The organism is Thiomicrorhabdus aquaedulcis (assembly GCF_004001325.1).
Taxonomy (GTDB): domain Bacteria; phylum Pseudomonadota; class Gammaproteobacteria; order Thiomicrospirales; family Thiomicrospiraceae; genus Thiomicrorhabdus; species Thiomicrorhabdus aquaedulcis.
In genome coordinates this window covers 485,370-498,356 of the sequence record NZ_AP018722.1, presented here as the reverse complement: position 1 = coordinate 498,356, position 12,987 = coordinate 485,370, and the positions used below count along the sequence as shown (strand labels likewise).

14 protein-coding genes and 1 pseudogene are annotated in these 12,987 nt (G+C 48.6%); 10 read left to right on the top strand and 5 right to left on the bottom strand.

What is annotated here, in order from left to right; genetic code table 11:
* Window positions 1–48: 48 nt before the first annotated feature.
* Entirely contained in the window at window positions 49–939 is an 891-nt protein-coding gene (locus EP181_RS02180) for a decaprenyl-phosphate phosphoribosyltransferase (protein ID WP_127470201.1), read from the bottom strand.
* A gap of 60 nt (window positions 940–999) precedes the next feature.
* Here EP181_RS02180 and EP181_RS02175 point away from each other — a divergent pair, with 60 nt between their 5' ends.
* The 9 genes and pseudogenes from EP181_RS02175 to EP181_RS02135 all read left to right on the top strand — a co-directional run bounded on the left by EP181_RS02175 (window position 1,000) and on the right by EP181_RS02135 (window position 8,775).
* Window positions 1,000–1,398 (top strand): GtrA family protein, encoded by a 399-nt coding sequence (locus tag EP181_RS02175; protein ID WP_127470200.1) that lies wholly within the window; start codon window positions 1,000–1,002, stop codon window positions 1,396–1,398.
* Window positions 1,395–2,792 carry an FAD-binding oxidoreductase gene (locus EP181_RS02170; protein ID WP_127470199.1) on the top strand — a complete coding sequence of 466 codons (1,398 nt, stop codon included), beginning with the start codon at window positions 1,395–1,397 and terminating at the stop codon, window positions 2,790–2,792. Before EP181_RS02175 ends, EP181_RS02170 begins: the two co-directional genes overlap by 4 nt.
* Window positions 2,793–2,966: 174 nt before the next feature.
* Window positions 2,967–3,206 (top strand): AbrB/MazE/SpoVT family DNA-binding domain-containing protein, encoded by a 240-nt coding sequence (locus EP181_RS02165; protein WP_127470198.1) that lies wholly within the window; start codon window positions 2,967–2,969, stop codon window positions 3,204–3,206.
* Window positions 3,200–3,508, top strand: a complete 309-nt coding sequence (locus EP181_RS02160; protein WP_127470197.1) for a type II toxin-antitoxin system PemK/MazF family toxin — start codon at window positions 3,200–3,202, stop codon at window positions 3,506–3,508. The genes EP181_RS02165 and EP181_RS02160 overlap by 7 nt, the downstream gene beginning before the upstream one ends.
* 110 nt (window positions 3,509–3,618) lie before the next feature.
* Window positions 3,619–4,356: an SDR family oxidoreductase gene (locus EP181_RS02155; RefSeq protein ID WP_127470196.1), complete on the top strand. Its 738-nt coding sequence runs from the start codon at window positions 3,619–3,621 to the stop codon at window positions 4,354–4,356.
* Between the two features lie 14 nt (window positions 4,357–4,370).
* Entirely contained in the window at window positions 4,371–5,984 is a 1,614-nt protein-coding gene (locus EP181_RS02150) for an ArnT family glycosyltransferase (protein ID WP_172959666.1), read from the top strand.
* A complete protein-coding gene (locus tag EP181_RS02145) occupies window positions 5,981–6,310 on the top strand; it encodes a hypothetical protein (RefSeq protein WP_127470194.1) in 330 nt (109 codons plus the stop codon). Before EP181_RS02150 ends, EP181_RS02145 begins: the two co-directional genes overlap by 4 nt.
* A gap of 64 nt (window positions 6,311–6,374) precedes the next feature.
* A pseudogene (locus tag EP181_RS02140) lies at window positions 6,375–7,340 on the top strand (acyltransferase family protein); the annotation flags it as partial.
* Between the two features lie 205 nt (window positions 7,341–7,545).
* Window positions 7,546–8,775 carry a glycosyltransferase gene (locus EP181_RS02135; RefSeq protein ID WP_127470192.1) on the top strand — a complete coding sequence of 410 codons (1,230 nt, stop codon included), beginning with the start codon at window positions 7,546–7,548 and terminating at the stop codon, window positions 8,773–8,775.
* Here the strand turns inward: EP181_RS02135 and EP181_RS02130 are convergent.
* Window positions 8,772–9,407, bottom strand: a complete 636-nt coding sequence (locus EP181_RS02130) for a tRNA-uridine aminocarboxypropyltransferase (RefSeq protein WP_127470191.1) — start codon at window positions 9,405–9,407, stop codon at window positions 8,772–8,774. The two genes, EP181_RS02135 and EP181_RS02130, sit on opposite strands and share 4 nt — an antisense overlap.
* 9 nt (window positions 9,408–9,416) lie before the next feature.
* On the opposite strand from EP181_RS02130, the gene EP181_RS02125 reads away from it, so the two are divergent.
* The gene (locus EP181_RS02125; protein ID WP_127470190.1) at window positions 9,417–10,016 is read left to right on the top strand and encodes a GNAT family N-acetyltransferase; all 600 of its coding nucleotides are present in this window, start codon (window positions 9,417–9,419) and stop codon (window positions 10,014–10,016) included.
* An 86-nt stretch (window positions 10,017–10,102) separates the two neighbouring features.
* Here the strand turns inward: EP181_RS02125 and hemN are convergent, their stop codons facing one another.
* The 3 genes from hemN to EP181_RS02110 form a co-directional block, all read right to left on the bottom strand.
* A complete protein-coding gene (hemN, locus tag EP181_RS02120) occupies window positions 10,103–11,485 on the bottom strand; it encodes an oxygen-independent coproporphyrinogen III oxidase (RefSeq protein ID WP_127471734.1) in 1,383 nt (460 codons plus the stop codon).
* 168 nt (window positions 11,486–11,653) lie between these two features.
* A complete protein-coding gene (locus tag EP181_RS02115; protein WP_127470189.1) occupies window positions 11,654–12,223 on the bottom strand; it encodes a GGDEF domain-containing protein in 570 nt (189 codons plus the stop codon).
* A 5-nt stretch (window positions 12,224–12,228) separates the two neighbouring features.
* Window positions 12,229–12,984, bottom strand: a complete 756-nt coding sequence (locus tag EP181_RS02110; protein ID WP_127470188.1) for a CZB domain-containing protein — start codon at window positions 12,982–12,984, stop codon at window positions 12,229–12,231.
* Window positions 12,985–12,987 lie beyond the last annotated feature (3 nt).

The following is a 12,987-nucleotide window of genomic DNA, read 5'->3' as shown; positions in this document are numbered from 1 at the left end:
GTCTTATTTAAACGAATGCTAAACGAATGCTAACTTAACGCGGCTAACCTAAAGCGGTGCGGCAACTGGCCAAAGCGCCCAGACGCACACACCCACCCACGCCACCATGGTGGCTTGCAATGGCCAGTCGGCCAGTAACGCATCGGTGGGCGATTCACCCTCGGCGGTAAACTCCACCACGTACCAATATCTAAAAAATCCAAACAGCACAAACGGAATCGTCAACACCAAATCGGGGCGGCTGTTCATCACAAACAGGCTGTAAAACAACAATGCGCCGGTGGCCGAAATTTCGGCGTACCGCTCCACCAACGCCACCGAATATTGCTTGAGCACTTTGCGCCCACTTAAACCCGTTTGCAGCAGCTCTTGCCGACGCTTTAACGCCGCCAAATACAGCGCCAAACATAAAGTGGTGACAAACATCCACGACGACAACGGCACCGCCAGCGCCATAGCGCCGGCGTACACTCGCAAGACAAAGCCAATGGCAATGGTAAAAATATCCACCACCGGCAGATGTTTAAGCTTGTAGCTGTACGCCACATTTAACAATAAATAGGCGACAATCACCGCCATTACCGCCGGTTGCAGCCAAAACCCCACCGACAATACCGCGTACAAGCCCACCAACAACCCCTTGGCCTGACCGGGCAAAACTTGACCCGACGCCAACGGTCGTTTAACCGCCTTGATAGGGTGCAAGCGGTCGGCCTCAATGTCTTTTAAATCGTTTACCACATAAGTGGCCGACGAAGCCACGCTAAACAACACAAACGCCAACAGGGTTTGCGTGAGCGCATTCCACTCTAAAAACTGTCCGGCAAACAACAAGGGCGCAAACACAAAACCGTTTTTAATCCACTGACGCGGGCGCATTAACTTAAGTAAACCCAGCAAAACCGATTTATTAGCCTGACTAGAAGTGGTAGAATCCATAAAATTTTTAACCCTAATAAACAGTGAATTAATCTGAAAACCCACCTAGAAACCCACCCGATGACAGGCACAAAAATAGCCATAATGTACACGATTTTTGCCCTAATCGCCACCGCAGCCAACATTGGCGCACAAGAGCTGTTTGTGCACATGTACTTTGGGCTGTACGCCATTAGCCTCGCTATTTTGGTGGGTACGGCGGTTGGGCTGGTGCTTAAATACGCCTTAGACAAACGCTATATTTTTAAATACCAAACCCACACTCTGCAACACAACTCTAAAACCTTTACCCTATACACCGTAATGGGCTTGGCCACCACGCTGATTTTTTGGGGCTTTGAACTGGGATTTGACGCGCTGTTTCAAACCAAAGAGATGCGCTATTTGGGCGGAGTGATTGGCTTAACCATTGGCTATTACGTTAAATACCAACTTGATAAACGGTTTGTTTTTAAATGAGCGCGCCCACCCCTTCTTTAAACCTAGGCACGTTAAACGCAGAAAGCGGCTGGGGTAACTTTCCTACAATAACCGCACAACGACTGCAACCGCACAGCTTGGATGCGCTATCCAGCTCTCTCCAAGCCGCGCAAAATGCCCAACCCATGCGACCGATTATTGCGCGCGGCATGGGTCGCAGTTATGGCGACAGCTCGCTTGCCCCCTGCATACTCGACACCCAAAGCCTTAACCACTACCAAAGTTTTGACGCACAAAGCGGCATTTTAGCGTGCCAAGCGGGGGTCACCTTTGACGAAATTTTAAGCCGCTTTGTACCCCAAGGCTGGTTTTTGCCGGTTACTCCCGGCACCAAATTTATTACCGTAGGCGGCGCTATTGCCAGCGACGTGCACGGTAAAAACCATCATTTAGAAGGCAGTTTTAGCGATCATCTGCTTAGCCTAACCGTGTGTTTGGCGTCGGGCGAACACTTAGAATGCTCACCCCAGCAACACCGTGAACTGTTTTTGGCCACCTGTGGCGGCATGGGATTAACGGGGGTTATTGTGGCCGCACGCTTTGCAATGCGCCGCATAAGCAGCGCGTACATTACCCAAACCACCTTTAAAACCGCCAATTTAAGCGACACCTTAGCGCTGTTTGACGCGCACCAACACGCCACCTACTCGGTAGCCTGGATTGACTGCTTGGCCAGTGGTGCGCAACTTGGGCGCTCGCTGTTAATGCTGGGTGAACACGCTGACCAAGACGCTGACCAGCAAGTTCTGCCGCATTCTAATCGCACACAAAACGCACTCTTGGCGCACAAAGCCGGGGCATTAAGCGTGCCATTTTACGCGCCCGGCTTTGCGCTTAATCCGTTCAGCGTTAAACTGTTTAATCAGCTGTATTACCATAAAACGCGTGGCGCACACAGCCAAGATACGGTGCATTATCAGCCGTTTTTTTACCCGCTGGACGGCATTAAACAGTGGAACAAGCTGTACGGCAAAGCCGGATTTTGCCAATATCAATTTGTGATACCGCACGCCGCTGGCCTAGAAGCCTTAACCTTGATCTTAACCAAAATAGCCCACTCCAAACGAGGTTCGTTTTTGGCGGTGTTAAAAGCGTTTGGCGCAGGCAACGCCAACTATTTGAGTTTTCCTATGCGCGGTTACACCTTGGCCCTAGATTTTAAAATGGATGCGACGTTGCTCAGTTTTTTAACCGAGTTAGACCGCATGGTGCTCGATTTTGGTGGCCGAATTTACTTAACCAAAGACGCGCGCATGTCCGAACAAACCTTTAAACAAAGTTACCCAAACTGGCACGACTTTCAAAACGTGCGTGCGCATTATGGCGCGCTTGACGCGTTTCAATCGTTGCAATCACAACGCTTAGGACTTTGAGGCTTTAAGGCTTTAAGGCTTGTCAATTTGAGGTTGGAATTTTAAAATCTGTCTAAATTTCAATGGCATTGGTTCTGCGCACAATATGGCTGGGGAAAAATGAGCAAAACCTTGTTTAACCTTTTTAATTGAGTTAGAATTTGTTTTAACATTGTTATTACTTTGGAGCTGTCTATGCAAACAACACTTCGCAAAATTGGCAATTCCCGTGGAATTATCATTCCATCTTCAATCATTGAGCAACTTCATATAGACAATGAAGTTGAAATGGAAGTTCAAGATGGTGTACTACTTTTAAAGCCATCTAATACGCCTAGAAAAGGGTGGTTTGATCATTACAACCCCGAGAAAGATATTGAGCCTTTATCAGAGATGAAAGACTTAGAAAGTGAACAAGAAGATTGGCAATGGTAGCCAGGGGTGAAGTTTACTGGGTAGAATTGGATCCAACGATTGGCACCGAGATTAAAAAAACCCGCCCTTGTTTAATTATTTCTCCAGACGATATGAATCGTATCTTACCACGCGTCATTATTGCGCCGATTACATCAAAAAGTCAGGCGTTAGGCTGTCGACCAGAGGTCATTTTTAATGACAAAAAAGGGCGAATTCTCCTAGACCAAGTTCGAACGGTAGATAAAAAACGCTTAAAAAATAAAATGGGAGAAATCCCTTTGAGCCAATGGCACGATACGTTAATGCAAATGCTGTCTTAATTGAGTATCCCAACCAAAGCGTTCCAACCCTAAAAGATAAATAATCTAAGATTTTAGGTCTTAAAGCTGTAAGTTACTCACACCACACAAAACACAAAAATGAGACAACCATGAAAAATATTCTTGTTATTGGCGCCACTTCGGCCATAGCACTGGCCGTTATTCGCCGTTACGCCGACAAACATGCCACACTTTACTTGCTCGGCCGCAACACCGAGCGTTTGCAAGACATTGCCAACGACGCCACAGTGCGCGGGGCCACTGCGGTGCATGTTGCCACTTTTAACGTTAACGATTTTGACGCACACCAAGCCGTGTTAAACCAAGTGTTTGACACCCTGGGCACGCTGGACATTGCGCTGATTGCCCACGGCACCCTGCCCAATCAAATTGCCTGTCAACACGACGTTGCCTTACTGCTAAATGAGATTACCACCAACGCCATCAGCACCGTGGCGTTATTAAGCAATTTGGCCAATCGGTTAGAACAACAACAAAGCGGCACACTGGCGGTCATTACCAGCGTAGCCGGTGACCGAGGGCGTCAATCCAACTACGTGTACGGCGCGGCCAAAAGCATGGTATCGACCTTTTTGCAGGGCTTACGCAACCGTTTAAGCCCCAGTGGCGTGAATGTGTTAGACATTAAACCCGGGTTTGTAGACACCCCCATGACCGCCCAATTTAAAAAAGGCGCGTTGTGGGCCAGCCCAGATCAGGTGGCCAAGGCCATTGTGCGCGCCATTAACCAACGCAAACACACGCTGTACACGCCGTTTTTTTGGGCGGGCATTATGCTTATAATTCGCAACATTCCCGAATTTATCTTTAAAAAACTCAAATTATAATGCCGGCCGCAAACATGAACCTGCCCACTTTTAAAACCTACCTAAGCAGCCTAACCCCAGCACGCGCCAGCGTAGGGTTGGTGGGATTCATGACACTGCTGCATTTTATTGTGGCGTTTTACGCCGAGCTGGGGGGCGACGAGGCACATTACGCACTGTACGGCCTGCATCCCGACTGGAGTTATTACGACCACCCTCCCATGGTGGGCTGGCTGCAAATCATTCCTATGTGGCTTGCCCCTTACGATTGGAGCGCCCGACTGGTGCCCATTGGATTGTATGTCGCGTTAAACGCGTTGCTGTATAGGTTAACGCTTACCTTATTTGGTCAAGCAACTGATACCATCAATACAGCCAATGCAAACCTTGACCAGGCCTGGTCAGGTATCGGATCGCAACACTGGCTGGGGTTTTGGAGTTTGGCATTGCTTAACAGCACGCTTATTTTGGCGCTGATGGGCATGGCCATGTTGCCCGACAATCCGTTAATGGTGATTGTGTTGGCCTTAATACTGGTAGTGATTAAACTGCTTAAACACACCCAAGCGCCGTTACGGTATTGGGTGTTACTGGGTGCATTGGTGGGATTGGCCGCGCTGTCTAAATACACCGCCGTCACCTTAGTGGTGTCGTTGTTGGCGGTGATGTTGGTGCAAAAACGCTTAGATTGGCTCACGCAAAAAGGCCTATGGTTGGCCATTGCTACGGCGTTGTTGATGATTTCACCCATTCTGTATTGGAACGCCACGCACGATTGGGCGTCCATTTTATACCAAATAAATCACGGCACGGGGGCAAGCCAATGGCGGTTAAGTCGCCTAATGCAAACGCAAGCCACCCAATTTATTACCTACACCCCGTTGCTGTTTTTGTTGGGTTGGTGGGCGATGTTGCGCCTTAAACATTATCAAACCTTTGCCCCACGCTTGCTGTTGCTGTTCAGTTTACCCATTACCCTTTTATTTGCCTGGGGTTCGGGTTACGAAAAAAGTTTGCCGCACTGGTTGTCACTGGCGTGGCTGCTGCTGATTCCCATTGTGGTGCACAGCCTATGGCAAATGCAGACCAAAAAATGGCTAAAGCCTTTAGTCAGCGTGCATCTGGTGGTGAGTTTTACCTTGGTACTGGTGGCACACAGCCTATTGTTTAGTCCATGGTTGGCCTTTAAAGATCACCAAAATCCCATTCAAGGCGACTACGGCTGGCCACAGGCCACTCAAACCGCACTGACCTTGCAAGCGCAACTGGCTCAAAACCCGGCCGAGCTGCCGCTGTTTGTGTCTAACTGGAGTGTTGCCAGTCATTTGGCTTGGTACGCCAGGCCTCAACCGGTGTACTTAACCGACGTGCGCGCCACCCAATACGACTACTGGTTTAACCCGCCCGCACCCGGCAGCAACGGTCTTTTAGTGGTGCCCCATTACGAGCCTGTGCCACCCAAAACCAATCAAGCCCACCATTTTGAACGCTGTGAGCTACGGCAAACCCAAGACATGAAAGTGAATGGCGCCATTGTGGTGAGCTATTATTTCTACCACTGTTTTAACTTGTTAAAACCCGCGCTCACTCAGACCTCTGAGACACTCGCACCCAGAGCACTCAAAACGTCAACACTCAATACGCCATGACCGCCTTAACCACCGTAACCACCGCGCAAGGCTTGTTGGCCAAATTACTCACCCCCATCACGCGTCCCATTGCGTTGGCCAAGGTGATTTTGGCACAACCGCCAAAAGAATTTGCGGTGGTCGATTTTTTAAAAGGCCTAAGCGTGTTAGCGGTTATTTTGTTTCACGTGTTTTTTGCCGTGTTTTTTGTCTTTAAAAAAGACATCGACAAGCTCAATCACTTTATTGCCGACATTCCCACCGCGCTGATTTTTTACTGGGCGGCGACAAAGCGGTCGATGTTTTTTTTATGCTCAGCACCTTTTTACTGGGCACCGCCCTGTTAAAAGTACACCACAAATACGGCAAAATTGACGTAAAACGCTTTTACCTGCACCGTTTTTTAGGCTCTACCCGCTGTTTTTAGTGGCGCTGTTGCTGTACGGTCTAGCCGACCCCAGCAAACTGCTCACGCAAGGTTGGTACAGCCTGTTATTTATAGAAAACATCTTTGCCAAAGGCATTATTCCCGTACAGTGGAGTTTGTCGATTGAGGTACAGTTTTATCTCATTCTGCCGTTTTTAATGCTGTTTTTAGCCCGCGCCAATCACCCAATACGCTGGCTTATGGGGTTAATTGCACTGTCGATTGTCGTGCGGTTTTGGGCGGCTTGGCACCATCCGCTTACCTACCAAACGCATTGGTATCAATTTGCGTTTGGCGTAGACCCAAAATTGTACATGGACACGCTCTATTACGTGATTCAAACCCGCATTACTCCGCTGTTGCTGGGTGTGTTGTGGGCGGTACTGGTATTTAACTATCCGCTTAATAACCCAGCACGCCGCCCCATCCGCCTAGGTTTAATACCGCGCAGCGCATTATGGGTATTGGGGCTGGCCATGCTGTATGCGTTAATGCTGTTTCCGGTCTACAACCCACAAGCGGTGTACTACCAATACTTTAACGAATGGCTTAACTTAACCTTAATTACCCTGCACCGCGCGCTGTTTGCCGCCATTATTTTAGCGTTAATACTGCTGACGCATTTTAGTGCGCGACCCGCCACACACCTCACCAACCATAGCACCCGCCCATCCCTCACCCACTGGCGCATTTGGCGCTTATTGTCCGAGCTGGCGTACCCTATGTATTTTTTTCATTTTCCGTTTGTGGCCATTGCCTGGTTTTTGGTGCTGGGCACGGTTGAACCCAAACACATTGCAGCCGTGAGTTTTTGGCACGTGCCGCTGGTGTTTACGCTGGCGGTGGGGTTTACGCTGTACCTCTCGTTATGGCTAAACCACTGGGTCGAGGCGCGGTTTATTCGCCTAGGCAAACAGATTGAGACCCTTGCACGAGTCAAGGCACGGTAAAAAATGGCTAAAATTTACCTGATTTTTGTTGAAAACCTTGCGAATAGCCAGCTATTCACTGCGTTTTTCGCCTCAATCAGACAAATTTTATCTCATTTTTTTCTCGCACCTCACTCATGCAAAGGCCTCAGATTGAACAAAACACTTCAACGGCCATAATATTAGCGATAATAGCCACCATTCACACTCTACCAGGCCTGATTAGATGACGTCCACGCACAACGACCACCGCCCCGATATTTCGATTATTGTCCCCACTTACCAAGAGGTTAAAAACCTTACCCCATTAAGCGAGATGATTGCCAGCGCTCTTCAAGGCCACGGGCACAGCTACGAAATCTTAATTATGGATGACCATTCGCAAGACGGCTCGGTCGAACTGGTCGCCAGTCTTGCGCAACACCACCCTATTCGCATCATCACTCGCACCCAAAACCGAGGGCTTTCGCCCGCGGTGATAGAAGGCTTTGAAAACGCCCAAGGCGATTACATTGTGGTTATGGACGCCGATTTATCCCACCCCGCCAGCGCCATTGTTGAGATGGTGCGCCAGCTTAAAAGCCGCGAAAGCGATTTTGTCCTCGGCTCACGCTACGTCGAAGGCGGCAGCATTGACGACAGTTGGACGCTGTGGCGTTACATCAACTCGGCGGTGGCCACCTTGCCCGCCTTGCCGCTTACCAAGGTCAAAGACCCCATGTCGGGATTTTTTGCCGTGCGTACCGCCGACATGCCCGAAAGTGCCCGTTTATCGCCAATTGGCTATAAAATCGCCTTAGAGGTGATGGTAAAAGGCGACTTTGATAAGGTCTCAGAAGTGCCCATTCACTTTGTAGACCGCGTGCACGGCGAATCCAAACTCACCTTGGGCGAGCAACTTAAATACCTGCGCCACTTGCGCCGTTTGTACCAGTACAAATTTCAAACCAAAGCGGAGTTTATTCAGTTTGCGCTGGTCGGCAGCAGTGGTTTTATTGTCGATTTGCTGTTTTATTTACTGCTGCAAATGGCCGGGCTATCGCACACCACGGCACGCGCCCTGTCGTTTTGGCCCGCCGTTACCTGGAACTGGATGCTCAACCGCATCATCACCTTTAGCCACCGCGAAAAAACCGCCAAAAAAACCCAATGGGGCGCGTTTGTATCCAGCTCGCTGATAGGCTTTGCGGTGAACTACGGCACCTACTACACCCTAACCACCTACGTACCGTTTTTTGAAGACAAAACCATTTTGGCGTTAATTATTGGCGTGCTGATTGGAATGGGCTTTAACTTTTCCATCTCCAACCTGTTCATCTTCAAAAACTCCGCGAAGCGATGGGCGACGAAACCGAAAAGAGCACGTCCAGCCATACAAATTCTAAGAAAAAATAAGACCAGGCCTGGTCAAAGCGAATTTAGGTTGCTTATAAACGTTGCTTATAAACCCTGCTAACGCACCCTAAACTGCCATTGCTGTTGCACCATGGCGTTAAACGCTTGCAACAACGGCGTATAGCGTTGTGGGGCGTTTTCTAAAGTAGATAAAACCTGCACCACTGCCTCGACGGTAGACAAGCTTTGAGCATTTTTTTGTTTGCGAATGCGGTAGTTAGACGGTGTATTAGGCTCAATTTGCAGACGCGTAAGGGCGGCCAAACGCGGATTTAAACAGAGCATTTTATGCGTTTTACGCCACGTGCCGTCCAACACCAACACGCACAACTGACTCAGTTGCGCCTGCGTCAATCCACACAAATCGGCGATATTAATCAGCGGCTGCGTGGGTTGGCTTGGGGTTTCAACGGACGTTTCGGTCGGAGGATAAAGCAACAGCACCGTTTTATGTTGCTGCTGGGCGCAATCCAACCACGCCTCCAGTTCGGGCACGTCGCTTAAACGTTCGCCCACCCAAAGCTGCACCTGGCTTAACGACAACGCCACCAATTTGGCCGTGCCTTTTACTTGCATGGCCTCGGTTGGATGTTGAAAAACCCCCACCTCTACAACATTCGCAATAGGGGTAATCCAATCGCATACGCAAACGCTTTGCGGCCGCTGACACTGTAAACAAATGATTCGAGACATCGATAAAAAATGACCTTAAAAAACGGTAAATCAAACGGTAAATTAAACAATCAAGCAGACACTCAAAAACCCCAATTTTACTCTGACCAGGCCTGGTCAAAGCAAAACGAGCACTTTGCGCTTAAACACTTTTTTAAGCAACACCAACAAAGTGCGCCACAACAAAACGATATTGTCGTTTGGGTCAAACAGGCACACCATCTTGCGGGCGCATTGCGATTAGTCCGCCTAGAAAACATAAGCAAACACGATTTAGACACAGACAATCGCAATGAGAACAACCAAGAGGCTAACGCATTACCTAACGCATTACCCAACAACTCTTCTAATGTGTTTTGGCTACGCGGTTTGTTTATTGCCCCTGACTGCCGTGGACAAGGCCTAGCCAGCGCGCTGTTGCACTTTGCTTTTAACGAGCAACTCCAGCCACAAAACACCCAGCCATCAAAGAAAATTATCGCGTTTGCCCCGCCGCACTTACATAACTTTTACCTGCAAAACGGCTATCTACCACACAATTCCCACACCTTACCCCAACCCCTAAAAACCCGCTACACCCACGCCCAACAACAAGGAAAAACCTGGTTGTGCTTGGTAAGAAATGGCTGAAACACACAAAACAAAACCGCGTTGACCAGGCCTGACCAACGCGGTTTTATGCTGTTTTATGTTTTTTGCGCCAACAACGCTAATCGTTAAATAACCTTTGAAAACCGATTTAGTGCATCGCTTTTTAGGTAGGCGTCAAACACCATGCAGATGTTTCTGATGAGCAAGCGGCCTTTTGCGCTTACGTAAATGTCGTGGTCGTCAAGGGTGATTAGGCCGTCGTTTATCATGGGTTGTAGGCGCACCAGTTCGGGGGCAAAATATTCGTTAAATTCGATATTCCATTGTGCGTTTAGTTTGGCAAAATTGAGGTGAAAGTGGCTAATCAAACGGGTAATAACGTCGCGGCGCAGCTCGTCGTCTTCGGTGAGCGCCACGCCTCTAAACACGGCTAAATGCCCGGCGTCAATGGCGTGATAATAGTCGTCTAGCCCTTTGCGATTTTGCGCGTAAGTGTTGTTGATGAGCGAAATTGAGGTCGCCCCCATTCCCACCAAATCGCATTCCGCATGAGTCGAATACCCCTGAAAATTGCGATACAAGGTTTCATTACGTTGCGCCACGGCGAGTTCATCGTCGGGTTTAGCAAAGTGATCCATGCCAATGTAGACGTAGCCTGCTTGCAATAGGCGCTCAGTTGACGCTTGCAATATGGCCAATTTTTCATCGGCAGACGGCATATCGGCCTCGTTCATTTTCTTTTGTGTGGGAAACATCGCGGGCATGTGGGCGTAGTTAAAAATCGAAAACCGATCGGGTTGTGCATCAATGACTTGGTCAAGCGTACGCATAAAACTGCGTTCGGTTTGGTGCGGTAGGCCGTAAATTAAATCGACATTCACCGATAAAAAACCCGCCTCACGCGCGCCTTCCAACACCTCAAAGGTTTCGGCTTGGGTTTGAATGCGATTTACCGCTTTTTGCACCACGGGGTCAAAATCTTGCACCCCCAAACTCATGCGATTAAAGCCCAACTGACGCAACAACTTAACCGATTGACGATTGGCCTCACGCGGATCAATTTCAATCGAGTACTCGCCCGAGTCGTCGTCATACAAATTAAAATGTTGGCGCGTTTTGGCCATTAAGGCTTGCATCTCGTCGTTGTTAATAAACGTTGGCGTGCCACCGCCCCAGTGCAGTTGCTCGACTTTTCGGCTGGGGTCAAACAAAGCCGCTTGCAGTTCAATTTCTTTAAACAGGCGCTCTAAATAGGGCGTGGTTTTAGAGCGGTCACGCGTCCAAACTTTGTTGCAGGCGCAAAAAAAGCACACGGTATCGCAAAATGGAATGTGAAAATACAGCGATAAACCGCGCCCCGTTTGATTACTGCGGGCGCACGCTTGTTGGTAGTCGGTCTCACCAAACGCCTCATCAAATTGCAAAGCCGTCGGATACGATGTGTAACGTGGCCCCGACTGGTTGTAGCGTTTGATGAGCGCTTCATCAAATTGAATTTTTTGTTCCATGTGCTGTGTTGTAGGCTGTGTCATGTGTGGTTTAGCGCTCCGCTTGTTTTTATCTGTGTTTAAAGTGTTTTAAAGACGATTAGCGTAATCTAGGGGCTTTCATTTCACAAACCATCACGTCTGCAAAACTTAATGTATATCAAGTAAATGAACGTCAACGGGCGTTATTTACACACGTTGGTAACACACCTGATTACGCCCATTGGCTTTGGCCTGATACAACTGCACGTCTACTAGGTTTAGGCGTTCTGAAGGCGTTAAGGTTTGTTCGCACGCAAAACTAACCGCACCGCAACTAACCGTAAGCTTAATTAAAGGCGCACCGCGCAGTTTAAACGCGTGTTCGGCCACGCGGGTACAAATACGTTGCGCTAAGTTTTCAATGCCGTCGGACGTTTTATCCAACGCCAAAATGGCAAATTCTTCACCGCCCCAGCGGTACACATGGTCTTCTAAACGCAGAGTGTCTAACAGCACCTCAGCCAGGTTTATCAACACCGCATCGCCGGCCAAATGCCCATAATCGTCATTAATGGTTTTAAAAAAGTCGATGTCTAATAAAATTAACCCCGCCCAAAATTCGTGGCGTTTGGCAAATGCCAAGGTATTGGTAAAGGCCGCGTCAAAGGCACTACGATTGGGTAAACCGGTTAAGGCATCTAAACTGGCGGCGCGCACAAACTCTTCGTCAATGCGGTCGTGCAACACCCTGCACACCTCGTCCGAGGCCAGCTCCATCTCACTTAAAAATCAACAATGCGCTCAGGATGGCGCATTTTAACCTCGTTTAACGCCAAAAAACCCAAGCGATGCACTTGCTCGTGAGCGGCTTCAAACCCCTTTAATTCGTGCTCTGGAATCCGCGCAAAACCTCCGCTGTTTAACCACTTTCCAAGCAAACATTCGTGGGTAGAATACGGAAAATCGCCGTCGTCTATTTCGCCCAAAGCGCATGAAAACGCTCTAATTTTCCAGTTTTGATGGTCAATAAAGGCTTGCACTAATTCTTCAGGTACTTGCGCCGAAATAAGCTGAAACGAACGGCGCATGCATTGCACTTCGGACTGAGATTTGGCTTTTAAATGTTGTAAGGTTTCGTGCATTTGATACACGTTAGACACAATAAGCTGCGCCACATCAATCATGCGACACAATGCTTTGGCCAACCGATGATTGTTTTTACGCTCACTCATCAACACAAACAACTGCCGACATTCGGACAAAATCAGCAGTACCCGGCTTAAACTAAAATCTTTAGCGTGCCACGCCAACGCTTGATAATACAGTACACTGTAAAACCCATCTTGGTCGTCGTTGTTAACAAATGCCTCATACACGCCGTCATTTAACAGCGGTGTATAATGTGATTGCGCCATGTCGTGCTGAGCAAACCAGGCGGTAAACTCGGTCATAAACGCCGCTTTTTGCTCAAGCAAATAGCTTTGATGCCGGTTTATTTCTAGCGTTTCGTCCACCCGTAACCCAAATAGTTTATACATAAA